General features: G+C 67.1%; 27 protein-coding genes. 9 read left to right on the top strand and 18 right to left on the bottom strand.

The window, feature by feature from the left end; all coding sequences use genetic code 11:
• Window positions 1–9 precede the first annotated feature (9 nt).
• Window positions 10–2,010 carry a hypothetical protein gene (locus tag NCO8_RS24930; protein WP_067642615.1) on the top strand — a complete coding sequence of 667 codons (2,001 nt, stop codon included), beginning with the start codon at window positions 10–12 and terminating at the stop codon, window positions 2,008–2,010.
• Here NCO8_RS24930 and NCO8_RS24925 read toward each other — a convergent pair.
• Window positions 2,007–2,279: a hypothetical protein gene (locus NCO8_RS24925; RefSeq protein ID WP_067642612.1), complete on the bottom strand. Its 273-nt coding sequence runs from the start codon at window positions 2,277–2,279 to the stop codon at window positions 2,007–2,009. The genes NCO8_RS24930 and NCO8_RS24925 overlap by 4 nt on opposite strands.
• Before the next feature lie 195 nt (window positions 2,280–2,474).
• Here NCO8_RS24925 and NCO8_RS24920 point away from each other — a divergent pair, with 195 nt between their 5' ends.
• Both NCO8_RS24920 and NCO8_RS24915 read left to right on the top strand, forming a co-directional pair.
• Complete coding sequence (locus tag NCO8_RS24920) at window positions 2,475–2,891, top strand: hypothetical protein (protein ID WP_157105083.1); 417 nt, start codon at window positions 2,475–2,477, stop codon at window positions 2,889–2,891.
• A complete protein-coding gene (locus NCO8_RS24915) occupies window positions 2,888–3,355 on the top strand; it encodes a hypothetical protein (RefSeq protein WP_157105082.1) in 468 nt (155 codons plus the stop codon). Before NCO8_RS24920 ends, NCO8_RS24915 begins: the two co-directional genes overlap by 4 nt.
• A gap of 3 nt (window positions 3,356–3,358) precedes the next feature.
• Here the strand turns inward: NCO8_RS24915 and NCO8_RS24910 are convergent, their stop codons facing one another.
• Together NCO8_RS24910 and NCO8_RS24905 are read right to left on the bottom strand one after the other, a co-directional pair.
• Window positions 3,359–3,754 (bottom strand): RidA family protein, encoded by a 396-nt coding sequence (locus tag NCO8_RS24910; protein WP_067642604.1) that lies wholly within the window; start codon window positions 3,752–3,754, stop codon window positions 3,359–3,361.
• A 70-nt stretch (window positions 3,755–3,824) separates the two neighbouring features.
• The gene (locus tag NCO8_RS24905; RefSeq protein ID WP_067642600.1) at window positions 3,825–4,463 is read right to left on the bottom strand and encodes a PadR family transcriptional regulator; all 639 of its coding nucleotides are present in this window, start codon (window positions 4,461–4,463) and stop codon (window positions 3,825–3,827) included.
• 142 nt (window positions 4,464–4,605) lie between these two features.
• On the opposite strand from NCO8_RS24905, the gene NCO8_RS24900 reads away from it, so the two are divergent.
• Complete coding sequence (locus NCO8_RS24900; protein ID WP_067642597.1) at window positions 4,606–5,538, top strand: ATP-binding cassette domain-containing protein; 933 nt, start codon at window positions 4,606–4,608, stop codon at window positions 5,536–5,538.
• On the top strand, window positions 5,535–6,344 hold the full coding sequence (locus NCO8_RS24895) for an ABC transporter permease (protein ID WP_067642594.1): 810 nt from the start codon (window positions 5,535–5,537) through the stop codon (window positions 6,342–6,344). Before NCO8_RS24900 ends, NCO8_RS24895 begins: the two co-directional genes overlap by 4 nt.
• A 1-nt stretch (window position 6,345) precedes the next feature.
• On the opposite strand, the gene glmS is transcribed toward NCO8_RS24895, so the two are convergent.
• Window positions 6,346–8,178, bottom strand: a complete 1,833-nt coding sequence (gene glmS / locus NCO8_RS24890; protein ID WP_067642591.1) for a glutamine--fructose-6-phosphate transaminase (isomerizing) — start codon at window positions 8,176–8,178, stop codon at window positions 6,346–6,348.
• Window positions 8,179–8,188: 10 nt separating this feature from the next.
• Window positions 8,189–8,566, bottom strand: coding sequence for a hypothetical protein (locus NCO8_RS32610; protein WP_245655485.1), 378 nt, complete (start codon window positions 8,564–8,566; stop codon window positions 8,189–8,191).
• Between NCO8_RS32610 and NCO8_RS24880 the strand changes: the two genes are divergently transcribed.
• Entirely contained in the window at window positions 8,565–8,744 is a 180-nt protein-coding gene (locus NCO8_RS24880) for a hypothetical protein (RefSeq protein ID WP_067497001.1), read from the top strand. The two genes, NCO8_RS32610 and NCO8_RS24880, sit on opposite strands and share 2 nt — an antisense overlap.
• Before the next feature lie 101 nt (window positions 8,745–8,845).
• Window positions 8,846–9,439 carry a hypothetical protein gene (locus NCO8_RS24875; protein WP_067642588.1) on the top strand — a complete coding sequence of 198 codons (594 nt, stop codon included), beginning with the start codon at window positions 8,846–8,848 and terminating at the stop codon, window positions 9,437–9,439.
• Here the strand turns inward: NCO8_RS24875 and NCO8_RS24870 are convergent, their stop codons facing one another.
• The 8 genes from NCO8_RS24870 to NCO8_RS24835 form a co-directional block, all read right to left on the bottom strand.
• Window positions 9,440–11,038, bottom strand: coding sequence for a carboxylesterase/lipase family protein (locus tag NCO8_RS24870; RefSeq protein ID WP_167353329.1), 1,599 nt, complete (start codon window positions 11,036–11,038; stop codon window positions 9,440–9,442).
• A 79-nt stretch (window positions 11,039–11,117) separates the two neighbouring features.
• The gene (locus NCO8_RS24865; protein ID WP_067642581.1) at window positions 11,118–11,549 is read right to left on the bottom strand and encodes a MarR family winged helix-turn-helix transcriptional regulator; all 432 of its coding nucleotides are present in this window, start codon (window positions 11,547–11,549) and stop codon (window positions 11,118–11,120) included.
• 93 nt (window positions 11,550–11,642) lie between these two features.
• Window positions 11,643–12,692 (bottom strand): Gfo/Idh/MocA family protein, encoded by a 1,050-nt coding sequence (locus NCO8_RS24860; protein ID WP_084457449.1) that lies wholly within the window; start codon window positions 12,690–12,692, stop codon window positions 11,643–11,645.
• Window positions 12,693–12,763: 71 nt separating this feature from the next.
• A complete protein-coding gene (locus tag NCO8_RS24855) occupies window positions 12,764–13,177 on the bottom strand; it encodes a hypothetical protein (protein WP_157105081.1) in 414 nt (137 codons plus the stop codon).
• A gap of 40 nt (window positions 13,178–13,217) precedes the next feature.
• On the bottom strand, window positions 13,218–13,628 hold the full coding sequence (locus NCO8_RS24850) for an arsenate reductase ArsC (protein ID WP_067642576.1): 411 nt from the start codon (window positions 13,626–13,628) through the stop codon (window positions 13,218–13,220).
• Window positions 13,625–14,722 (bottom strand): ACR3 family arsenite efflux transporter, encoded by a 1,098-nt coding sequence (arsB, locus tag NCO8_RS24845; protein WP_067642574.1) that lies wholly within the window; start codon window positions 14,720–14,722, stop codon window positions 13,625–13,627. The genes NCO8_RS24850 and arsB overlap by 4 nt, the downstream gene beginning before the upstream one ends.
• On the bottom strand, window positions 14,719–15,057 hold the full coding sequence (locus NCO8_RS24840; protein ID WP_376739953.1) for an ArsR/SmtB family transcription factor: 339 nt from the start codon (window positions 15,055–15,057) through the stop codon (window positions 14,719–14,721). Before NCO8_RS24840 ends, arsB begins: the two co-directional genes overlap by 4 nt.
• A 93-nt stretch (window positions 15,058–15,150) precedes the next feature.
• Window positions 15,151–15,780: a winged helix-turn-helix transcriptional regulator gene (locus NCO8_RS24835; RefSeq protein WP_067642739.1), complete on the bottom strand. Its 630-nt coding sequence runs from the start codon at window positions 15,778–15,780 to the stop codon at window positions 15,151–15,153.
• Window positions 15,781–15,838: 58 nt separating this feature from the next.
• Between NCO8_RS24835 and NCO8_RS24830 the strand changes: the two genes are divergently transcribed.
• Window positions 15,839–16,747 (top strand): alpha/beta fold hydrolase, encoded by a 909-nt coding sequence (locus NCO8_RS24830; RefSeq protein ID WP_210740708.1) that lies wholly within the window; start codon window positions 15,839–15,841, stop codon window positions 16,745–16,747.
• A 58-nt stretch (window positions 16,748–16,805) separates the two neighbouring features.
• Here the strand turns inward: NCO8_RS24830 and NCO8_RS24825 are convergent, their stop codons facing one another.
• Window positions 16,806–18,122: an FtsX-like permease family protein gene (locus NCO8_RS24825; RefSeq protein WP_067642736.1), complete on the bottom strand. Its 1,317-nt coding sequence runs from the start codon at window positions 18,120–18,122 to the stop codon at window positions 16,806–16,808.
• On the bottom strand, window positions 18,119–18,892 hold the full coding sequence (locus NCO8_RS24820) for an ABC transporter ATP-binding protein (RefSeq protein WP_067642564.1): 774 nt from the start codon (window positions 18,890–18,892) through the stop codon (window positions 18,119–18,121). The genes NCO8_RS24825 and NCO8_RS24820 overlap by 4 nt, the downstream gene beginning before the upstream one ends.
• A 70-nt stretch (window positions 18,893–18,962) precedes the next feature.
• On the opposite strand from NCO8_RS24820, the gene NCO8_RS24815 reads away from it, so the two are divergent.
• Entirely contained in the window at window positions 18,963–19,523 is a 561-nt protein-coding gene (locus NCO8_RS24815; RefSeq protein ID WP_067642560.1) for a TetR/AcrR family transcriptional regulator, read from the top strand.
• A 210-nt stretch (window positions 19,524–19,733) separates the two neighbouring features.
• On the opposite strand, the gene NCO8_RS24810 is transcribed toward NCO8_RS24815, so the two are convergent.
• From NCO8_RS24810 to NCO8_RS24795, 3 genes are all read right to left on the bottom strand, one after another.
• Complete coding sequence (locus tag NCO8_RS24810; RefSeq protein WP_067642558.1) at window positions 19,734–20,132, bottom strand: hypothetical protein; 399 nt, start codon at window positions 20,130–20,132, stop codon at window positions 19,734–19,736.
• Window positions 20,133–20,436: 304 nt separating this feature from the next.
• Window positions 20,437–20,892, bottom strand: a complete 456-nt coding sequence (locus NCO8_RS30855) for an ankyrin repeat domain-containing protein (protein WP_084457448.1) — start codon at window positions 20,890–20,892, stop codon at window positions 20,437–20,439.
• A 122-nt stretch (window positions 20,893–21,014) separates the two neighbouring features.
• Window positions 21,015–22,121, bottom strand: coding sequence for an NADAR family protein (locus tag NCO8_RS24795; RefSeq protein ID WP_067642549.1), 1,107 nt, complete (start codon window positions 22,119–22,121; stop codon window positions 21,015–21,017).
• Between the last annotated feature and the right edge of the window lie 117 nt (window positions 22,122–22,238).

Here is a 22,238-nt window from a genome sequence, read left to right as displayed (position 1 = left end):
GATCGGCGATTGAGTCCAAGCGACCAGGCGACGCTCGACAAGCGTCTCGCCACCCTCGACCACGCCACCGGGGCCCTGCACGACACCGGCGAATTCGGCAAGCAGGTGAAGCTGCCGAGAGTGCTCGACGCGCTGCGCCGGGTACTGCTGGTGCCGGGCGGGTGTGCGGCGGTGCGCGAGCGAGCGCAGCGCCTCGAGGCGGCAGGCCTGTTCCTCGGCACCGATTGGGCGCAGCCGCAGATTCTCATTCCGGCGCTGAGCACCGGTTCGCTGCGCAGTGGCAATGCCGACACCGTTGTGGTGGAGGCGGTGAGCGATCTGCGGTTGCTCGCTGTGGCCAAGGGCGATTACGAGCATCCGCTGATCTCGGCCGCGGCGGCCGGTGAGCACCTGTCGCAGGTGCTCGCGGTGAATCTGTCGCTGCTGTTCTCGCCGCCCACGGAGGCCGAGCGGGAGCAGCAGGGGCGGATGGCGCAGGTGTCGCGCGAGCTGCTGCACTACCTGGTCGCCGAGGTCGGGTACGAGAAGGTGCTCGAGAATCTCGTGGACGAGATCTGGCGCATTCTGCGACAGCGGCCCATCCAGGTCGACGCGGTGAAGCGGATGATCACCCAGATCGCGGTGGCCAGAGCCAATCCCGATGTCGATCTCGGCGCAAGCGGACTCGGCGCCGACCGGCTCATCAGCAGCCTCTACGGCACCACCGAGGGGTGCCGGGAGGACCCCGGCGTCGAGATCTACCGCGCCCGCCTCGAATCCATGGACGACAGCGCCCTGCAGTACGAGGCGACAGGTTTCGCGCGTTCCATGCACGACACCGGCCTGGTATCGCCGTATCACGCTGTGCTGCTGCGCTTTCTGCTCGGCAAGGGTGAATATCTGCTCGGCGAGGCGATGGGTTTGTCGAGCACCGGTCGCGACAGCCTGCTCTGCTACCACGAGCTCGTCCGCACGCTGATCGAGCAAGCTGTGTTCGTCGAAACAGCGCAGTGTGTCTACGGTTTGGCGTTGCTGCTCGAACGCGGCATCCTCTATCAGCCGCCGGTGGCGCCCGCGCTGTGGCGGCAACTGTCGCTGCGCCTGTCACCGCATTCGCAGCAGCGGTTGACGCAGGTGTTCGGCGCCGTGCCCGACCCGCGCGCGCGGTTGCTCGCCGGGGTGCTGTCGGTGCTCGGTCAGCCGCTCGGCATCGGCCAGGGCGACAACCCCACCTGCCAATCGGCGCGGGCCCTGTCGATGTGGGCCTACAACGATCCCGACTACCTGCTGCAATCGGTGGTGTGGGCCGCGCGCGACGACGAGATCGTCATGCACTTCGAAGGTCAGCCGCTGTCCTCACGCGAGCACGGCGACCAGGCGAACGCCCTGCTGCACCACGACCTCGACCCGGTATCGCTACTGGTCGTGCCCCATCTGGACCGCATCTACGCCGAAATGGGCCACCGGTGCGCCGGTCGTGAGGGCGACCCGCATCGCTGGATCAACCCCGAATTCCACGGGTGGTGGTCCGGGCGGGGCTTCCGCATCAATGTCGATGTCGCCACCGGCAATCTCGTCGACCTCGACGATTTCCAGCGCCACTTCTACGCGAGCTATCACCCCTTCTACAACGGCAATCAGCCCGTGATCCACCCGCAGCCCGCCGGTATCGCGGTCACCGACAGCGCCGCCCGCTTCGTCGGCTGGCACGCGATCACCATCCTGCGCGTGAGCCTCGACCCGCAGGGCAAGATGCGCGTCTACTTCTACAACCCCAACAACGACAGCGGCCAGGACTGGGGCGACGGAGTAGTCGTCGGCACCGCGGGCCACGGCGAACGCTTCGGCGAAGCGTCACTGCCCTTCGAGCAGTTCGCCTCACGGCTCTACATCTTCCATTTCGACCCGCTCGAGCCCGGCGAATCGGCAGCCGTGGACCGCGCGGAACTGGATCGGGTCACCGGCTACATCCGGCGCAGTTGGGGTGCGGACCGACTACCGCCGGAAAATGGTGTGGCCGAACAGGATTAACTGTGCGTCGCGAGGTAGACCAGCGTGGCCACGCCGAGCGCGAGCGCGCCGAGAATGCCGCCGGCGATGGTGTCGGCGCGATTGGTCGCGATCCCACGTTCGATCCTGTCCCACCCGACGAACGCCGCGCCGACCGCGATCACGGCGGCGGGCACCGCGAGAAACTCACTCGCGAACGGGATCACGGAGAATCCGCACGCGAAGATGCCGAGAACCAACGAGAGCAGTCCCGCACCGTTGCGCGGCGGCGGCAACTGGGGTCCTGGCATTCCCCGAGCGTAGCGGGAGGGGCGTCGGCGGGCACCGCGTTGGCGGCGGTGACGGCGTGCGTGAGCGCGCGCTCCTCGTCGGCACCGGCCCGTCGCTGACCGGTTGCTGGTGACGGCCTCGGCATCTGTTCTATTTCATTTTCGTCCGGAAGTTACTCGGCGTTATATCGTGCAATTCCCTGTTCGAATGCGCTGATGCTCAGGACGAAATGGGGTTTCGCAATGATGGTCGGGGCAGGGAAGGGTTCGCTGAGAGGAAGCCGTCGCGCGGTTCGGGTGCGTGCGCGGCGGCCGTTGCGGGTGACGGAACTGGTCACCGGGGCGATGGTGTTGCTCGCCGCGGGTGGCGGAATGGCGGGGCCGGTCATCGCGGCCGTACTGGTGTATCGGGCGGGTGGGCCGCAGGTCGGCACCGCCGTCACGGCCTCGCTGGTGGTGGCGATCGCGGCGGTGGCGGTGTGCCTGGTCACCGGGCTCTGGCTGCTGGCCACGGCGTGGCGTCGTCGCACACCGCGCCCGGCTACCGACACCACGACCGTGCGACCCCCGGTGTCCCACGGCCTCCGTCCCCGGCTGGGGATGAGCGGCGTCGCCGTGCGAGGTGCGCCATGACGGCGGCAGAGCGGGTCGGCGTCGTCGAATGCCATCGGTGCCGGTTGTTCGTCGAGGTTCTCGACCGGGACCGGTGCGGGACACGGCTCGCCCAGCTTCTCGCACGCGCCAGGCAGCACTGGACCAGCCACAGCGATCGCGCCGTGTTCGGTCCACGAAACCACTGGGACGGCATCACCCTCGACGATGCCGTCCGGTGCCCGGGCGACCTGGTCGAGGCGGCCGCGGCCGGTTGCGGCTGCGGTGACCAGGCCGAGGACCTGGCCACCGTCCTCATGCTGCTCTCGGGCTGTCCCGTCGTGGTCGAGCCGGTCGCGGGGCAGCCGTGTTTCCTGCTGTCCTTGTACGGCCTGGCCGACGACGATCTCGGTCTCGCCGAAACCCTCGTCCAGGTCTTCGAGCTCGACCATTCCCTGCGCGTCGTCGACCGGACCAGCTGGACCGTTCCGGTCGCCGCCCGCTGACCCTCAGCCGCGCACCGCGAGCGCGTCCACCTCGAACAGCATTCCCGGCAGGGCGAGCGCGGCGACGCCGAGCAGCGTCTGGGTGGGCGGTCGCTCACCCCAGATCTGCGCGATCTTCTCGCCGAGCACGGTCAGCTTGTCGAGGTCGTGCTCGACGATGAACGTGCGCAGCTGAGCGACGTCGCTGTAGTCCAGACCCGCTGAGCGCAACGCGGTTCCGAGGTTGGCGAAGGCCCGCTCGACCTGTCCGGCGAAGTCGTCGGTGGTGGTGTGGCCCTGTGCGTCCGAGTCGTACTGACCCGCGATCAGCACGAGCTCACCGCTCACCTTCGCGACATGGCTGTAGCCGAATCCGGTGGGATCGTGCAGGTCGGCTGGGTTGCTGATATCCAAAGGCATGGCGTCTCTCCTGTGTGCGCGAATGGTCGGCACAGGGGAGACGACGCACCGCCGGGGAGTGTGACAACCGCTAGCGCGCGTCCGAGGGGTGGGGTCCGGTGCCGAACGGGTTGGGCTCGTCGTCGGCGAGAACGCCCACGAAGGGCTCGCCCTCACCGGCGAACACGTACGCGCCGTCGGCGATGCGCTCGATGAGGCCGCGCGTCCACCTCGCTTCGCTGTCGGCCGAGTCGACCCACATGTGCATGATCTCGCCGATGTGCCCGAGCTGCCCCGGTCCCTGCTCCGGGGTGTAGTACTCGGTGACCGAGGTGCGCCACTGCTCGAGCTTGCCGATGCGCTGTTCCAGCAGGGTCACCACCTCGTCACGGGGGAGGTCGACCATGAACCCGATGCCCGCCGAGAGCATGTCCACCTTCTGGTCGTAGGAGGTGAGGGCCTCGCGCAGCAGGGTGAAGTACTCCTCGGTGCCCGCCTCGGTCAGCTCGTACTCGACGCGCGGAGGTCCGCCGACGGTGCTCGGCGCGACTTCGTGGGCGAGCAGGAGCCCCTGCTTGGCCGACTGCTTGAGCGCGTGGTAGATCGACCCGGGTTTGGCGTTGGACCATTCGTGGGCGCCCCAGAACTCCAGGTCGTTGCGCACCTGGTAGCCGTGCGCGCGCCCGTGTTGACGGACCGCGCCGAGAACCAGCAGCCGGATCGCTGACATGGCCGTCTCCCTTCCGCGTGATGGCAACCAAAGGTAGCAGCGGATCAAGTTTGACTACTCGATCCAGTAATCAAGTTTGACTAATCGAGCGCACGAGCGTACGTTAGCCGACCTAGTCAAGTTTGATTAATGGGAGGGTGAAGTGAGCGACCACGAGATAGTCGTCGAGGGCCTGCGCAAGAAATACGGCGCGAAACAGGCACTCGACGGACTCGACCTGGCTGTGCGCACCGGAACCGTGCACGCCGTACTCGGCCCGAACGGCGCGGGCAAGACCACCGCCGTGCGCATCCTCGCCACGCTGCTTCGTCCCGACGAGGGCCGGGTGGAGGTGGCCGGTCTCGACGTGCGCACCCGGGCCGACGAGGTCCGCGCCCGCATCGGATTGCTCGGCCAGCACGCCGCCGTCGACGAGGAGCTCAGCGGCCGCCAGAACCTCGAGATGTTCGGTCGGCTCCACCGGTTGGGCGCACGCGGTGCGAGCGCACGCGCGGAGGAACTGCTGGCCCGTTTCGGGCTGGCCGACACCGGCAAGAAGGCCGTCAAGCAGTACAGCGGCGGTATGCGCCGCCGGCTCGACCTGGCCGCCTCGCTCATCTCCGCGCCGCGGGTGCTGTTCCTGGACGAGCCGACGACCGGCCTCGACCCGCGCGGGCGCACCGAGGTGTGGAACTCGGTCCGCTCCCTGGTCGACGGTGGCACCACCGTTCTGCTCACCACCCAGTACCTCGAGGAGGCCGATCAGCTGGCCGACCACATCTCGGTGATCGATCACGGCAGGGTCATCGCCGACGGCACGGCCGACGAACTGAAGGCCGACACCGGCGGCGACCGCATCGACGTGGTGCTGCGCGACCCGGCCCACCTGACCCGCGCGGCCGCGCTCATCCCCGGCGATCCGGTGATCGATGAGGACCGCCGGATGGTCAGCGCCCCCGTCGGCGACCGGATCGTCGCCCTTATCGAAACCGTCCGGGCATTGAGCGACAACGGCATCGAACCGGAGGACATCGCGATCCGCCGCCCCACCCTCGACGAAGTGTTCCTGCATCTGACCAAGGAGAACGCGGCATGAGCGTCACCCACCCCCACCCGGCCTCGACACTGAGCGCGGCGCTGACCGACTCCTGGACCATGACCCGGCGCGAACTCGCGCACTGGGCGCGCCAACCCGTCCAGGTGGGCGTCGGCCTGGTGTTCCCGGTGATGATGCTGCTGATGTTCGGCTACCTGATCGGCGGCGGACGCGGCATCGACGGCGACTTCACCGACTACCTGGTCCCCGGAATGCTCACCATGACAATGGTTTTCGGCCTCGACGCCACCATGGTCGCGGTGACCCAGGACCTCGGCAAGGGCGTGATCGACCGCTTCCGGTCGATGCCGATGAACTCGGCGGCGGTGCTGGTCGGGCGCAGCGTCGCCGACATGCTCTCGTCGGTGCTCGGCCTGGCCGTGATGATCGCGGCCGGGTACGCCATCGGCTGGCGCTGGCACGACGGACCCGCCGCGTTCCTGGCCGGCGTCGCGCTGTTGCTGCTGTTGCGTTTCGCGATGCTGTGGATCGGGATCTATCTGGCGATGGTCGCGGGCAAACCGGAGCTGGTGCAGACCGTGCAGCTGCTGATCTGGCCGCTGAGCTTCCTGTCCAACGCCATCGCCTCACCCGAGTCGATGCCGTCCTGGCTGGGCGCGGTCATCGAATGGAACCCGATGTCGGCCACGGCCACCGCCGTGCGTGGCCTGTTCGGCAACCCGGTCGCCGCGGGCGACTCCTGGGCTGCCGACCATGCGGAACTGCTGGCGGTGGCGTGGCCGGTGGCGTTGATCGCGGTGTTCTTCCCGCTCGCGGTGCGGCGGTTCCGCGACCTGAGCCGCTGACCTATTCGACGGTGACGCTCTTGGCCAGGTTGCGTGGCTTGTCCACGTCGCGGCCGAGGGCGAGGGCGCAGTGGTAGGCCAGCAGTTGCAGCGGGATGGTGAGCAACATCGGGTCGAGTTCCGGGGCGACCTTCGGCACCCGGATCACGTCGTCGGCGATGCTCGCGGGCAGGTCCGCGTTGGTGACGGCGATGACCGGGCCACCGCGGGCCTTGATCTGCTCGATCGTGTTGATGTTCTTGGCCAGCAGTTCGTCGTCGGGGACGATCACCACGCTCGGCATCTCCGGATCGATCAGCGCGAGCGGGCCGTGCTTGAGTTCGGAGGCCTGATACGCCTCGGCGTGCACATAGCTGACTTCCTTCAGCTTCTGCGCGCCCTCGCGGGCCACCGGCCAGGCACGCACCCGGCCGATGAAGAACATGCTGCGTGCCTTGGCGTAGCGCTGGGCGATCTCGGCGATGGCCGCTTCGTCACCGATCAGCTGGTCGATGGCATCGGGCACGGCGCGAAGACCGTCGACGATGCGCTGCCCGTCGGCGGCCGAGAGGTCACGCACTCGCCCGAGCAGCAGAGCGAGCATCGTGAACGACACGGTCATGTTCGTGAGCGCCTTGGTCGAGGCGACCGAGATCTCGGGGCCCGCGTGCAGGAACACACCGGCACCGCACTGGCGGGCGATCGCGCTGCCCACCGCGTTCACCGCACCGATCACCCGGCCACCCTTGCGCTGTAGTTCCTGCACCGCGGCCAGGGTGTCGAGGGTTTCCCCGGATTGGCTGATCGCCACGTACAGCGCGTCGGGGTCGACGACGGGATTGCGGTAGCGGAATTCCGAGGCCGGTTCCGCCGTGGCGGGGATGCGGGCGAGCTCCTCCACCAGTTGTGCACCGAGCTGACCTGCGTAGTAAGCCGACCCGCAGCCGAGGAACACCACCTTGCTGATGCCGCGCAGTTCGCGGGCATCCATGTTCAGGCCGCCAAGGCGTGCGGTGGCGAAGCGGTCGTCGAGGCGTCCGCGCAGGGCCCGGCGCACGGCCTCGCTCTGCTCGGCGATCTCCTTGCGCATGAAGTCGGGGTAGCCGCCGAGCGCGTAGTCCTCGGCGGCCATATCGATGGTGGTCGGCACCTTGTCGGTCAGCTCGGGTTCGGCGCCGAGGGTGCTGGTGCGGAATCCGTCGGCGCGCAGGGTGGCGATCTCGCCGTCGTCGAGAAACACCACCCGCTGGGTGTGGTGCACCAGGGCGGCGACATCGGAGGCGATGAACATCTCGCCGTCGCCGACACCGAGCACGATCGGGCTGCCGTTGCGGGCAACGACCAGCTCGTCGGGCCGGCGCGCGTCGAGCACCAGCAGCCCGTAGGTGCCCTGCACGCGGTGCAGCGCGGTGCGTACGGCGGCCTCGAGCGAGTCGGTGACGTCGAGTTCGGCCGCGATCAGGTGCGCGATGGCCTCGGTGTCGGTATCGGAGACCAGCTCCACACCGAGCGCGGTGAGCTCGGACCGCAGCTGTTCGGCGTTCTCGACGATGCCGTTGTGCACCACCGCGATTCGGCCGCTGGTGTCGGTGTGCGGGTGGGCGTTGGCGTCACTCGGCTCGCCGTGGGTGGCCCATCGGGTGTGCGCGATGCCGACATTGCCGGGCAACGTGGCGGTATCGCCCTTGTCGCGCAGATCCTGCACCCGGCCCTGTGTCTTGCGAGCCCGCAATTTGCCCCGGTACGGCAGCGCAAGACCCGCCGAGTCGTAGCCCCGGTACTCGAGCCGATGCAACCCTTCCAGCAGCACCGGAACCGCTTGCCGATGCCCGACGTACCCGACGATTCCACACATGCCGGCTCCTTTACCCGTAGACGATGCGCCGCAACTGCCGTTCGGTGAACCGGGGAGCCGCCACCGGCCGCTGCGCGAGTTCGCCCGCGAGCAACCGCCAGATCTCGGCATTACGCACCTGCCGGGCCTGCAACTCCCCGTGCCTGCGGCGCACGAACTCCTCGGCCGTCTCGTCGAAATATCCGACGATATCGGCGACCACTCGAGCCGCGACCCGCTCCGGAAGCCCCGTGGACATGGCCACATGCCGCACCAGCTCCGCCGAGGATCCGTCGTTCACCGCCGCAATCTTGCCCGCCGCGATCGTTTCCGCCAAGTTCCCTGCCCGATTTCGGGCAGAATCGTTGCCCATGGCACCGCGCGGGTATTCGGCGGACACTGGAACCATGGTCGACAGAGAACAACGCACCCCCTTCTACGGGGTGGTGCTGATTCTCGCAGCGCTGGGAGCAACCATGGCGGTGACGTTCTACGGCCCGACCTGGCTGCGCGTCGTCGTGTACCTCTTCATGGTCGTAGCCATCATGGTCGGCGGCGTCATGACCTTCCGCGACTACTCCCGCTGAGCTGCGATCTCACCCGCGCCCCTGGTCCACGCCAGCGGGCGAGCGATCTGCGAGTGCTTTCGAGCGCCGCCATCGTGGCTGAGCCGTGGCACCATGCGTGGGTGGGTGACTATTTCGAACGGATCGTCGATGTCGAGGTGGGTGCGGCCGAAGCGGAGGCGCTCGGTGCGCGGGTGGTGGACTGGATGGTGGCGCGTGGCTTGCTGACGCGAGGGATGTCCAGCGAGTCGATGTACAGCTCGAAAGTCGAGGCGGGCTATGTCCCCGGGGCGCAGTGGGCGGGTATCGCGGACAACTGGGGCGCCGATTGGCTGCCCGGCCCGGTCGCCGTCATCGTCGGCCGCCACCCCCACCATGGCGGCCAGGGCGAGACCGAACCCGAGTACGCCACCTGCCCCCACTGCGCCACCCGCACCGTCATCATCGATTACCCGAACCGATGGGAAGCCGAACCCACTGTCTGGCAACCCTTTTCGTCCGCGATCGAGGAATGGGTCACCGCGGGCGCCGGCGACGTCACCTGCCGAACCTGTCGGACATCCGCACCGATCAGCACTTGGACCTGGTCCGACGACTTCGCCCTCGGCACGCTGGCGGTCGAATTCTGGCACTGGCCACCGTTGCCCGACACCTTCGTCAGCGAACTCGTCGCCCAGCTCGGCCACCGGACCGTGCACCACACCGGCAAATTCTGACTAACCGATCCGGCTGATCCCCGACCACAGGTCGCAATGATGCTGGGCCGCAAAAGAATCACCGGTGCTGATCCCGGCGCTGCTCATCTCGAGGGTGGCGCCGGGGGTGGTCGGCCAGTCGGCGAAGTCCGCTGTCACCGGGTCGCCGGTGTGGGCGAACCGGGCCCAGCTCTGCTGAATGCGGCGGGAGAGCTGGTCGCCTGCCGGTGGCAACGGGATCGGGATACCGAGCAGATCGGTGAACACGTAGGGAAGTTCGGCCGCGTGAAAGGCGCCGGGCAGCAACGGATTCTGGCCGAGCGGTGCTTCGTTGAAGCGGTATTGCCAGACCTCGGCGCCACCGGCACGTGCGGCCTCGGTGGTGAAAAGTGCTGGGCAAGCGAAGAATCCGTCGGTGAGCACCTGTTCCTTTGCCTTGACCGGGGAGGGGAAGTCGGCCGACGGGTATCGGCGCAGAACCTGGCCGGCGTTGTCGCCGAACAGTTCCTGCGCCCAGGTCAGGTAATCGCTTTCGTCGGGGATTATGCCCTTCAGGTAGTCGAGCAGGGCGATGAAAGCGGCGCCCTCGTCGGCATTGCTGCCGACCACCAGCGGTATGTCGCGCGCGGCTCCGGCGGCGAGCGCCTCTTCGGGAGTGGAGGTCAACACGACCCCGTCCTGTACGGGGCTCCAGGTGATCGCCATCGAATGCAGTTCGGCACTGGGCGAATCCAGCAGCTTCTCGACCGGAAGCGCGCGCAGGCAGTTCAGTCGCGTGTGCGGATCGTGGCACCCGAGGCTCGTCGCGTAGTCGGCCGACCGCTGGAAGGCGAGCCCCCTGTCCGGCGGTGACAGCGGGCTCCGCGCGCACGACCCACTCTGGATGATCGCCCGGTGGAAAAGGCCCTGTGCCAGCGGCGAAGCGAGCTGCGTGCACACACTCATCCCACCGGCCGATTCGCCGAAGATGGTGACATTGCCGGGGTCGCCACCGAACGCGGCCGCATTCTCCTGAACCCAGCGCAGCGCCGCCTGCTGATCGAGCGTGCCGTACGTTCCCGTGATGCCGCCGGTGCTGTCGGCCAGTTCCGGCAGTGCGAGGAAACCGAACGGGCCGACCCGGTAATTGGGGATGGCCACGATGACCTTGCCCTCACGCACCAATCGGTCGGGGGAGTCGTACTGAGCGTTGGAGCCGAGTACGAAGGCGCCACCGTAAAGCCAGACCATCACCGGAAGATTCGCGCCCGCGGGGTTCTCCGGCACATAGATATCGATGCTCAGGCAGTCCTCGCTGGATTCCTGCAGCGCCAATCCGAACGGCGCCGGAGACGCCTGCGGACACTGCGGTCCATGCGCGACCGCCGCACGCACATCTGTCCACGGAACGGCGGGTCGCGGAGGGGTGAAACGGTTTTCGCCCGTGGTCGCGGCGGCGAACGGAACACCGAGGTATTCGACGATGCCGTTGGTGTGCCGACCGCTGATCGGCCCGCCCGAGACGGTGACCACCGTATCGTCGGGTGCCGCGGCGGCGGGCGAAACCACCACCGCCGCACCGGCACTCGCGAGGACAACGGCCGCCGCCAGCAACTGACGGATGAAGTTCGGGCTCCGCAACACACGCTCCCACAGATGAAATGCTTTTGAAACAAAACTACTGTAGGTGACCGGCCTCACAGGGGGAAGAGTGCGCGACCTATTCGTCCAGCACGGACAGCAGTCGCCGCAGGGCGGGCACGGCAGATTCCAGCGCCTGTCGATCCGCCGGTGACAGTTTCGCCAGCGAGTCCCGCAGCATGGCCGCACTGGCCCGGTCGTACCTCGCCAGCAGTTCCCGCGCCCGGGCCGATGCCACCAGCACCGCCCCGCGCCCGTCCTCAGTCGATGGCACCCGATCCACCAGATCGGCCATCGTCCGAACCAGATTGCTCACCGTCGACTGCGCCACCTTGAGCTCGTCCGCGGCCCGCCCCGGCGCCAGACCATCATGTGCGACAAGCAATCTCAGTAGTTCGATCTGCGCCTCCGGCAGATCGGGCAGTCCCTCCAGTGCCCGTGTCCGCCGCAACACCGCCCGCCGCAGCGGTCCGAGCAACGCACTCAACTGAGCTTCGACGCCACCTGCCATCCCGCCATTCTCCCGGCCTCCGACGAATGGCTGTCCGCGGCTACCTACGTCAGGTGCCCAAAGCGGCGGGGGCCGACCGTGGTGTGCGGCAGTTCACTCGGACAGTTTCGGCATTTCGATCGGGCGGGAGCCCTCGCGCAGAGACCGCGCTCCCGCGACGCCGACCAGCGATGCCGCGATCGCCTGTTCTACCGGAACCAACGGTTGCGCGCCGTGTTCGACGCATGCGCGGAACCCCTCGAGGATACGGACCGTGCCCTCGGCTTTCGGCTCGACCGGTGTGCCGTCGGCGAGACACCTGGGTGTGGGCGCGCGTTCTTCGTCGACGGTGGCGCCGCCCACCCATCCTTCGGTGCGCACCCGCACCGACCAGGCGCGATCGCCGGGCGCCCGCACCGATTCCGCCAGCCCTTCGGTACCGCGCACCGAAACCCAGCTCCAATGGCTGTCGGGTTCGCCCTGCAGGAACCCGTGCCTGCTGATCGCCAGCCCGCCCCCGCTGAGCCGGACCACCATGACGACCGCCGCTCGCGCATCGGCGGTGTCGACCGGGTATGCCGACACCTCGACCGGCAGCTCACCGGTGAGGGACAGGATCGGCGAGAGCGTGTGCGTGCAGTAGGCCGTCGGCTCGATGCGTCCGCGCCAGTGGGCGGGATCGCCGATCAGGCCCGTCACATCGGCGGGCGACATGGCGTGCAGATAGTCGGCCTCGATCAGGGTGGGTCGGCCGATCTCCCCGTCCGCCAAGGCTTTCCGGATGAGATTCACATGCGGATGGAACACGTAGTTCTCGGCGAACGAATACGTCGCCGACGACCGCCGCTCGGCCGCGAGCAACTCCGCCGCCTGCCGCGCGTCCACGCAGGCAGCCGATTCCGACAGGACATGGATGCCCCGATCGAGGAAGGCGATGGCCAAGGGTGCGTGTTCGTCGAAGTCATTAGCCAGCACCACGGCATCCATGGGGTGATCGAGAAGCGCGGTCCATTCCTCGAAGAAGGCTGTCCCAGGCAGCATCTCGGCCGCCTCTGCGCACCGCCCTGGATCCCGATCACACGCGGCGACCACCTCCATCCCCAGCCGCCGACACCACGCCGCCAGATGCAACCCCATCCGCAAACCCACAACCCCGACCCGCATTGCCCTGTCCCATCGTTTGTTTCGTCCTGTCGGAGAGTGCGCCTCCGCCGACTGGTGGACGGGAATCGGATTCAGACGACGTCCGCACGTTCAGCCAGGAATTGATCGAGCAGGTCGAACAAGACCTCGACGATGCGGAGTTCCTGCTCAGGACTGAGATCTGTTTCGTCGTCGCGCGCGGGCAGCGCAATCTGCGTAACCAAACCCGACCAGCAGAGGCTACTCTCGCGACGAAGGTGGTTGGCGAGAAGCCACTCGCGAAAGCCGTCCAGACCTCGACCTCCGGTCCGGCGAGCAGCGTAGTCGTAGCCGTTCAGGAAGCACGTCACGCCACGAACCGTGGTGAAACCGATGTACATGCCTGGGCGCGCGGCGAACTGGAGTAGGTACTCGCGCTCCGTCAATCCGTCCGGGGCTGTCGGCTTCCACTCACTGGCGCGTGCCCGCCGTGCGAAGTGTGCATCGAGACCTGCAGGTTTCTCCACTTGGATACTTCACCATGTCGACGGTGACCACACTTCCGATTCAGAGGCGGGTCGGCAGCAATTCGGCGATCAAATCCTCGATGCGCTTCTTGATCTCGTCGCGGATCGGGCGCACCGATTCGATGCCCTTGCCTGCCGGATCGTCTAGCTTCCAGTCCCGGTAATCGATGCCGGGGAAGTAGGGGCAGGCGTCGCCGCAACCCATCGTGATGACGACCGTGGACGTCTCGACGGCCTCGGGGGTGAGGATTTTGGGGGACTGGGCGGTGATGTCGATACCGAGTTCGGCCATGGCTTCGACGGCGGCGGGATTCAGGGTGTCGCCGGGAGCGCTGCCCGCGGAACGAACCTCGATCGCATCGCCCGCGAGGTGGGTGAGGAGCCCCTGTGCCATCTGGGATCGTCCGGCGTTGTGGACGCAGACGAAGAGCACCGACGGTTTGCCGCTCATTTCATGTCCTCGGAGGTGAGAGCCGGGGTAGCACCGGTGAATCGCTTGCGCAGCGCCAGCGAGACGTACACCAGGGCTACAAGAACGGGGACCTCGATCAACGGCCCGACAACACCGGCAAGAGCTTCGCCGGAGGTGGCGCCGTAGGTGGCGATCGCCACGGCGATGGCGAGTTCGAAGTTGTTGCCCGCGGCGGTGAACGCGAGGGTGGTGGTGCGCGCGTAGCCGAGGCCCATGACGGCCCCGAGCGCGTAACCGCCACCCCACATCACGGCGAAGTACACCAGCAGCGGCAGCGCGATACGTGCCACGTCCCACGGGTGGGAGGTGATCTGGCTGCCCTGGAGCGCGAACAGGATCACGATCGTGAACAGCAGCCCGTACAGCGCCCACGGCCCGATCTTGGGCAGGAATGTCGACTCGTACCAGTCGCGGCCCTTGGTCCGTTCACCGATGCGCCTGCTCAGGTACCCGGCCAGCAGGGGGATGCCGAGGAAGATCAGGACCGATTTCGCGATCTCCCACGGGGAGGTGTCGATGGTGGTCTGTTCCAGGCCGAGCCAGCCGGGCAGCACCGACAGGTAGAACCAGCCGAGTACGGCGAACATGAACACCTGGAACACCGAGTTCAGGGCGACCAGCACGGCGGCGGCCTCGCGATCACCGCAGGCCAGGTCGTTCCAGATGATGACCATGGCGATGCAGCGGGCCAGGCCGACGATGATCAGGCCGGTGCGGTATTCGGGCAGGTCGGGCAGGAAGATCCAGGCCAGGGCGAACATGAGGGCGGGGCCGAGCACCCAGTTCAGCACCAGGGAGCCGATGAGGAGTTTGCGGTCGCCGGTGACGGTGTCGAGCCGGTCGTAGCGCACCTTGGCCAGCACCGGGTACATCATGATCAGCAGACCGATGGCGATCGGCAGCGAAACACCGTCGATCTCGACCGCGCCGAGGGTGTCGCCGAGTCCGGACACCATGCGCCCCAACAGGATTCCGGCCAGCATCGCCGCACCGATCCACAACGGAAGGAACCGGTCGAGGGTCGACAGCTTGCCGACGACGGGCGCCTGCTCGGCGGTGGTCGCCGTGCTCACGCGGGCACATCCTCGGTGCTCAGCGCGCTGGAAATGCGGGCGAACGCTTCGGGCACCACACGGTAGTAAACCCACGAGGCGCGCCGCTCACTGGTGAGCAGCCCCGCCTCGCGCAGCACCTTGAGGTGATGGGAGATGGTCGGCTGGCTCACCTCGACACCGTCGGAGATGTCGCACACGCACGCCTCACCACCGGCGCGACTCGCGACCAGCGACAGCAACCGAAGCCGCACCGGATCCGACAACGCCTTGAACACCGCGGCGAGCTCGGCCGCCTCGGTGTGGGTCAAGGGATCGCGAACGACCGGTTCCGCGCAGCACGCGGCATCGGCCATCAGGTTCAGCTCCGACTTCGACATGCATCGATATTGACGTATGTCGAATCAATGCGCAAACGGTAGCGGTGGCCGCCGACCGGGATGCGCCCGTCAGCCGCCGAAAACGGTGTCGACGACGGACTCGTCGCCGTCGATTTCGATCAACCGGAGGGCGCGCGCCTCGTCCAGCGTCAGCGCGCCGGCGGCGAGGCCGAGCAGGCATCCGGGATCGGCGCGGACGCCTGCGTCGAGTTCGCAGCCGTCATGCCGGCCGACCTCGAAGCCCGATCGGGTACCGCGCAGCTGGAAGAACTCCGCCTCGATCTCCAGGCCGATCGTCACCGCACGGCGAAGCTCGACCCGCGCGTTGAGCAAGGCGGGGAGCGCGAGCGCGAGCCACCCGGGACGGAACGCGTCACCCTCGGCCGGACCACGGCTCATCAGTGGCGTCGACCAGCGGATCAAGCCTTCGATCGGTTCACGCAGCTCGGCGCCCCACGGTGTGAGGGCGTACTCGACGACGCTGCCCTCGCCGGTCAACCGCCGCTCGATCACACCCGACGCCTCGAGGTCGCGGAGCCGATCCGCCAGCAGATTCGTCGCGATACCGGGAAGGCCTTCCAGAAGGTCGCGGTACCGGGCCGGGGCGAGGAGGAGCTCCCGCACTATGAGCAGATTCCACCGGTCGCCGACGACTTCGACGGCTCGGGCGAGCCCGCAGTACTGACCGTAGCTGCGCATCATCACCTACTATCGCTTGATATTCTAAAGTGCGCGTGAGATCCTCAAGCATACTCTGATGCCGAGTTCTGAGGAGACCACCGTGGCCGACACAACCAAGAGCGTGCGGCCCGGTTGGGTCGACGACGAACTGTTCCCCTTCGAGAGTCGATTCGTCGAGATCGATGGGCACACCGTGCATTACGTCGACGAGGGATCCGGCGGCCCCACACTGCTGTTCCTGCACGGCAATCCGACCTGGTCGTTCCTCTGGCGCGACGTGATCCGTGAGCTGCGCGACGACTATCGATGCATCGCCCTGGACTACCCCGGCTTCGGGTTGTCGACGGCGAAGCCCGGCTACGGCTACCTGCCGGAAGAACACGCCGACGTGGTCACCGCCTTCGTCGACCAGCTCGGCCTCGACGGCGTCACCCTGGTCGGGCAGGACTGGGGTGGCATGATCGGCCTGGCCGTCGTGCAGCGTCGGCTTGCCGTCTTCGATCGGTTGGTGCTCGCCAATACCTGGGCCTGGCCGGTCAACGGAGTCCTCCACTTCGAGGCTTTCGGCCGCCTCGCCGGCGGGCCCCTGAGCCGCTTCCTGATCCGCCGGTTCAATCTGCTGGTCAACACCTTCATTCCCACCGGCCACCGCAGGCGCAAGCCGACAGCGGCCGAAATGTCGCACTACAGCAAGGCATTGGATACGCCGGAGCGCCGTCAGGCCTGCGCCGTGCTGCCCGGCCGTGTCCTGGCCAGCCGGGCATTCTTCGCCGAAGTCGAGGCCGGACTCGCCGCCATCGCCCACCTGCCGACGCTGATCGTGTGGGGTGACGCCGACATCGCCTTCCGCGCTCAGGAGCGTGAGCGTCTCGAAGCGACATTCGTCGAGCACAAGACCGTGATCGTCGAGGGTGCGGGAACTTACGTGGAGTCGGACGCACCCGAGGAGTTCGTCGCCGCTTTCCGCGAATGGGCCGCGACGTAGCGAAAGCGTCGAGCCGACCGGTTGACGCCTATCCGGTCGGCCGACGGGTTTGTCGCTGTTACGCCGCAGCTGCTCGAACTGCTCGACGGCCTGCCGCCGCGGTCACCCCGACCGTTGTGCCCGCACCGAGCACGACGGCGAGCGCATAGGGCACTGGTGCGAACGCGGCGAGCGGATCACCGGTCTTCACGATCGCGAACGGGACGGTGGTGACGAACGCTCCGAACGCACCGGTGACAGCGCTGATGATGACGGCTGCGGCGGCCTCGCCGATGAGCATCCGCTGTGACTGGCTCGCCGTCGCGCCGATGAGGTGCATGGTGGCGAACTCCGGGTGGCGGCGGGCGATGGAGGCAATCAGATTGTTGGACAAGGCGATTGCCATGAACGCGGCGATGAGGAATACCACCAGGTAGTTGATGGTGGCCATCAGTTCCCCCTCGCTGCCTCCAGCGCCGTAACTGCTCTCGATGCTCTGCATGGACAGGGTGCCCGCGGCGACCCCGATGAACAGGGTCAGGAAGGTGACCGCGGGACGTATCCGTTCCGGTGCGGTGGCGAGATTCAGTGCGATGAGGTGCCCGGCCGGACCTGAGCGCAGGGCCGGGACCTTGGCGCTCACGCGGTGCGCCGCACGGATCAGCTCCGGTGCGAGCAGTCCGGACCCGACGGCCGCGAGGACACACGCCGGACCGGTGAGCGCGGTGGTCAGGATGTCGTCCGCATCGACCGCGAGTACGGCCGTCGACGATCCCAGACCGGCCGCGAGCGCCGCACCTGCCGCGATCCGGCGGATGCGCGTCGCACCACCGCGCATCCGCGCCGGAGTGGGATCTTCGATGGGGCTGCGGGCGGCGATGGTGCGGCTGCCGAGCCAGGCGGCGGCGACGGCCGCACCCAGCATCAGCACGGTCGCGATCGAGGGGAGCGCCACGCCGGGTGAGTAACCGGTGGTGTCATCGACCAGGTCCGCGCTGCGGATTCCCGCGAGCAGGCCCGCGCCGAGCAGTTGTCCGCCGAGCAGACCCGGCACGGCGGCGATGCTCGCCACGATGGCGGTCTCACCGGCGACCATCCGGCGTATCTGCGACGGCGTGGCGCCGATGAGACGGATGCCCGCGATCTCGTTCGTCCTGCCGTGCAGTGCCACCCCGATCGTGGAGATCATGGCGAACAGGACGATCGCCAGTACCCAGCCGCCGAGGATGAGCGGGAACTGCACGAGAAAATCGCGGTCGCCCTCGGCGGCGGAAAGTCCGGTGCCCAACAGCCCAGCCATGGCGGTGACCAGCGCGGTTCCGGCGGCCGCGACGAGCCCGGTGGCGACGGCGGAGGTTCGGTGGTGCGCGAACGAGCGCGCGGCCAGGCGCATCATCGCGACCACGCGTTCGAGCCGCGTTCGGCGGATTCGACCAGCACGGCCATCCGGTTCGCGACATCGCCCGCCGTCGGTCGCGCGAGGCGGTCGACGAGGGCGCCGTCGGCGAGGAACAAGACCTCGTCGGAGTACGACGCGGCAACCGGGTCGTGGGTGACCATGATGATGGTCTGACCCTGGTCGGCCAGGCGGCGCAGCAGGGTGAGAACGTCACGGGCGCTACGGATGTCGAGTGCGCCGGTCGGCTCGTCGGCGAACACCACCTCCGGGTCGGTGATCAGCGCACGGGCGATCGCGACGCGCTGGCGTTGGCCCCCGGAGAGCTGGTCGGGCCGGTGATCGGCGCGCTCGCCGAGACCGACGTGGGCCAGGAGCGCGCGGGTGCGGTCGCGGTCGGGGCGTCGTCCGTCCAGGCGCAGCGGCAGCTCCACATTGTCGATGGTCGACAGTGCGGGCAGCAGATTGAACGACTGGAAGACGAAACCGATCCGGCGGCGACGCAGTTTCGCCAGCTCGGTCTGGTCGAGGGCGTTCAGCGCCTGGCCGCCGAAGGTGATGCGCCCCGAGGTGGGTGGCTGTAGTCCGGCCGCGCAGTGCAGGAGTGTGGTTTTGCCCGAGCCCGAGGGGCCCATGACGGCCGTGAACGAACCGGGCGCGAGGTCGAGGTCGACACCGCGCAGCGCGTGGACCGACCCGCTCTCACCGGGGTATTCGCGGCGCAGTCCGCGCAGTGACAGCACTGGCGGGGCCGAAGTTGTGGCGTGCATGGGATTCCTCCATGTGAACGACTGTTCTAAACGATCGTTGTAAACGAACGTTTATATATACTATCGGGACATGAGCAATCGAGACAAGCTCCGGCAGGCGGCACGTGACTGTCTGCTCTCGCTGGGCTACGCGAACACGACCGTCCGCGAGCTGGTCAAGGCGTCGGGGGCCAACCAGGCGTCGATCAACTACCACTTCGGCTCCAAGGAGCGCCTGCTCACCGAGACGTTGCACGACCTCAACCGGGAATGGGGTGACGTACTTTTCGCGGCGCTCGACGGCGTGGATCCATCCGGTCCGGCGGGCAACGCGGCCAGGTGGGAACGCATCATCGCGTCGATCAACGAGCACCGGGCGCTGTGGTACGTGAACTTCGAGTCGGTGTCGGCCGCCCGTCACGACGAGGAGATCAGGGCGATGATCGCCACCGGGCAGCGCGCGGCCCGCCGCATCCTTGCCCGCGCCTTCGGGGGGCTCGACCTCGACACCGCTGATGCCGATGCCATCGATGCGGTCGGCTCTCACTACTTCGCGCTGCTCGTGGGTGTGGCCAGTCAGTGGCTCGCCGACCCTGATCACGCTCCCACCGCGGAGCGCATCGTTGCGGTCGACGCATTGCGGAACTCATAGTTCCGTAATCGGGGGTGTGCTACACCTACCCCGGCCCGCCGAAACCGGATGTGGTGCAAACGTTTCCGATGAGTGCGCATTTCCTGGGCGCGGAAATCGACCGTGATGGACCTTCGGCATTGTCGTCGGGTTCATAGGCAGCACAGCGGCGCCCCGGATCGTGAGATCAGGGGCGCCGCAATTGCTCTCAGTATCCGGTTGAGCCGATGCTCAGACCTCGAGCGCGCCCGCGATCTTGGCGGCCATCGCGGTCACCGCCGGGAGCGGAGCACCCTTGGCGGCGTGAGTGGCCGGCTCGATCGCGATCAGCACGGTATCGCGGAAGTTGGCTGCCTCGGCGGGGCAAGCGGCGAGCGCAACCACGGCGGCGGTGAGGCTGGGCAACACGGTGTCGGCGAGTTCGGCGACAGTCTTGCCCGGCAGGCGGATATCACGGGACTTCGCCGACAGGACATGACCGACCAGTCCGGTCGCGGAGGTGAGCGCGATAGTGCCGTGCGAAACAGCCTTGTGCGGAGCACCCGCGGCAGCGATCAACGCGACGGCCCCGTACGCGGCGGTGCGAAGGGTAGTCTTGTCCTGGTCGGTCAGGGTGATGGTGGCGTTCATGATGTGCTCCTCGTAATCCGTTGTGGTCCAGCTCCTTCGGAGTAGGACCGCCTTGTTCGATGAACACACTTTGTCGGCCCTCGCTGACACGGACCTGACGCTCAGCTGACGCCGGTGCTGACATGGAGCACGCAGTTCGTAGGTTGATTGCGGTGATCGCTGAACGGATCATCTTCTGCGCCTCATGATCGCTATTTCGATCAGAGATGGCGGCGTACGCAGTCGAGATGGACTAGCTGTAGGCCGGGGAGCATTATGATGCTGCGCTGGAGCAAGGTGGTGGGTCGTCGACCTCGCGTTGTTTCTACACTTCGTCATCGTCGACGAACAGTGAACGGATCTCGGGCTTGTTGGAGATCATTCCGATCAACCACAGCGGGGACTGACCACGGTGGTTCGCGATGCCGGCATCGGCTCCACGGTCTCTGAGTAGGCGTACGACTTCCGTCGTACTCCAGGGACTGCGGAACGCATAGAACAAGGGGGTATCGCCCTTGTCGTCCTGTGCATTCGGGTCCGCGCCTGCATCCAACAGCATTGTCACGGTATCGATTCCGCCGTACTGGGCGGCAAAATGCAGAGGAGTCAGCCCGGCGTGGTCACGATCGTTCGGGTCACCGCCCTGGGCGAGCATCTGCTTGATTGCCGGGGCGCATCCCCCATCGGCATCAGCCGCAGCGTAATGCAACTCGGTGCGGCCCGTGCGATCCCGATGGGCGCCTTGCTGCTTGGGTTTCCGCAACACAGCCAGACCTTTCATCTTCTCTACCCGGGGTCAGAATGCATCTGGCCCGACCGCCGCCCGTTGTGAGGTGATGACATCCGTGTAGCGGTGGCACACGGCGTCGCGATACCCACGAAAGGCCCTGTTGGACGAGCTACTCAGCTGCGGGCATAGGCCAATTCAGCGCGCACCAGTTCCAGGAGTCGACCAATCCAGTTGGCTCCATCCGAACCCTCTGTCCCCCAGTACGTGGCGTCGAATTCTTGGTAGTAGATGGGGCTGTCACCGGTGGCGATGAGCTGCTCAGCCAGTACGGGGTATCGAGCGAACTTCGCGCGAAGAAGCGCGGCCATGACGGCGGCCCGCCTCACCGACCATCCGGAGTGTCGCGTGCCTGACCCGGCGACCTTTTTGGCATCGAAGGGGCGCTCGGCCTGCCGAATCTGTTCAGCGATGTCCGGTTCTTGCGTGGACAGAGCCCAATATGCGTGCACGACTGTGGGATAGAGCTGGTCGGCGTAATTGATCGGCGCGGGAAACTCGTTGCGCAGCACCGAAAGCCCGGCGTCTTCCGGCCAGCCTTGCGGATACACGACATGGCTCAACGTGATCGGGCCGGATCGGCCACCTTCCGGCTCGTCCGTCACTCGCTGTTTCGCCCACCTTGCCTCGGACTGTTCGCGTTCCATGAAATAGGCGAACGCTGCCTCCCGCATCTTTGCGGTGACGATCTCGCCGCCGCCGATCATCGGCTCATCGACGGGGGTGCAGATCACCCGTAGGGGCCGATCCTTATAGTCCATGTCGCCGAGTGCGTAACGCCGGTCCGACTCCGGGATCTTCAGGTACGCCTCGGCCAGCGCACGGCGGTCGGCCTCCTCGCGGCTGCTCACGTAATCCGCGATCAGCCGGCGGCAGCGACCGGTCGAATCAGGTCGATCGTTGAGCCGGTCGATCGCGTCGGCGACCTGAACAACGAAGTCGTCCGGGTTGATCCACATCTGCGGTTCGAGAAACTGCCAACCGGCGAGGTCGTGGGCCGAAGCACGGGCACCCGGCTCGATGGTGGTCGCGATCCACCCGCTCGCGAGTTTGTCGCGCAGCCCGTCGAGATCGACCATGCCCCAGCAGTCGATCGCGCCGTCGGCGTAAATCTTCAGGTCGGTGAGGTAATAGCTGCCACCGTTGCGGATGAAGATCGGCCGCCAAGTGCCCTCGATCCGCTGCCCGTCGACAACCCGATATGTCCGATTACCCCGACCCATGCGGCTCAGCGTAGTCCGTCCGCACCGGGGCCCTCAGCCCACCGATGGACGCACCCTCTCGTTGGGGCATGGGTTTCTGTGCAACTTGTCACACCATGTCTATATCCTCCCGAAGTG

The sequence above is a fragment of the Nocardia coubleae NBRC 108252 genome (assembly GCF_001612805.1).
GTDB classification, from domain to species: Bacteria; Actinomycetota; Actinomycetes; order Mycobacteriales; family Mycobacteriaceae; genus Nocardia; species Nocardia coubleae.
This window is presented reverse-complemented; position numbering and strand designations above follow the sequence as displayed.

What these genes read in the sequence shown, in the direction of transcription:
- NCO8_RS24925 (WP_067642612.1), bottom strand. Translation starts at nt 2,279, where the DNA reads ATGCCAGGACCCCAGTTGCCGCCGCCGCGCAACGGTGCGGGACTGCTC.
- NCO8_RS24920 (WP_157105083.1), top strand. Translation starts at nt 2,475, where the DNA reads ATGCTCAGGACGAAATGGGGTTTCGCAATGATGGTCGGGGCAGGGAAG.
- NCO8_RS24915 (WP_157105082.1), top strand. Translation starts at nt 2,888, where the DNA reads ATGACGGCGGCAGAGCGGGTCGGCGTCGTCGAATGCCATCGGTGCCGG.
- NCO8_RS24910 (WP_067642604.1), bottom strand. Translation starts at nt 3,754, where the DNA reads ATGCCTTTGGATATCAGCAACCCAGCCGACCTGCACGATCCCACCGGA.
- NCO8_RS24905 (WP_067642600.1), bottom strand. Translation starts at nt 4,463, where the DNA reads ATGTCAGCGATCCGGCTGCTGGTTCTCGGCGCGGTCCGTCAACACGGG.
- NCO8_RS24895 (WP_067642594.1), top strand. Translation starts at nt 5,535, where the DNA reads ATGAGCGTCACCCACCCCCACCCGGCCTCGACACTGAGCGCGGCGCTG.
- glmS (WP_067642591.1), bottom strand. Translation starts at nt 8,178, where the DNA reads ATGTGTGGAATCGTCGGGTACGTCGGGCATCGGCAAGCGGTTCCGGTG.
- NCO8_RS24880 (WP_067497001.1), top strand. Translation starts at nt 8,565, where the DNA reads ATGGTCGACAGAGAACAACGCACCCCCTTCTACGGGGTGGTGCTGATT.
- NCO8_RS32610 (WP_245655485.1), bottom strand. Translation starts at nt 8,566, where the DNA reads ATGGTTCCAGTGTCCGCCGAATACCCGCGCGGTGCCATGGGCAACGAT.
- NCO8_RS24865 (WP_067642581.1), bottom strand. Translation starts at nt 11,549, where the DNA reads ATGGCAGGTGGCGTCGAAGCTCAGTTGAGTGCGTTGCTCGGACCGCTG.
- NCO8_RS24860 (WP_084457449.1), bottom strand. Translation starts at nt 12,692, where the DNA reads ATGCGGGTCGGGGTTGTGGGTTTGCGGATGGGGTTGCATCTGGCGGCG.
- NCO8_RS24850 (WP_067642576.1), bottom strand. Translation starts at nt 13,628, where the DNA reads ATGAGCGGCAAACCGTCGGTGCTCTTCGTCTGCGTCCACAACGCCGGA.
- NCO8_RS24840 (WP_376739953.1), bottom strand. Translation starts at nt 15,057, where the DNA reads ATGGCCGATGCCGCGTGCTGCGCGGAACCGGTCGTTCGCGATCCCTTG.
- NCO8_RS24835 (WP_067642739.1), bottom strand. Translation starts at nt 15,780, where the DNA reads ATGCGCAGCTACGGTCAGTACTGCGGGCTCGCCCGAGCCGTCGAAGTC.
- NCO8_RS24830 (WP_210740708.1), top strand. Translation starts at nt 15,839, where the DNA reads ATGCCGAGTTCTGAGGAGACCACCGTGGCCGACACAACCAAGAGCGTG.
- NCO8_RS24825 (WP_067642736.1), bottom strand. Translation starts at nt 18,122, where the DNA reads ATGATGCGCCTGGCCGCGCGCTCGTTCGCGCACCACCGAACCTCCGCC.
- NCO8_RS24820 (WP_067642564.1), bottom strand. Translation starts at nt 18,892, where the DNA reads ATGCACGCCACAACTTCGGCCCCGCCAGTGCTGTCACTGCGCGGACTG.
- NCO8_RS24815 (WP_067642560.1), top strand. Translation starts at nt 18,963, where the DNA reads ATGAGCAATCGAGACAAGCTCCGGCAGGCGGCACGTGACTGTCTGCTC.
- NCO8_RS24810 (WP_067642558.1), bottom strand. Translation starts at nt 20,132, where the DNA reads ATGAACGCCACCATCACCCTGACCGACCAGGACAAGACTACCCTTCGC.
- NCO8_RS30855 (WP_084457448.1), bottom strand. Translation starts at nt 20,892, where the DNA reads ATGAAAGGTCTGGCTGTGTTGCGGAAACCCAAGCAGCAAGGCGCCCAT.
- NCO8_RS24795 (WP_067642549.1), bottom strand. Translation starts at nt 22,121, where the DNA reads ATGGGTCGGGGTAATCGGACATATCGGGTTGTCGACGGGCAGCGGATC.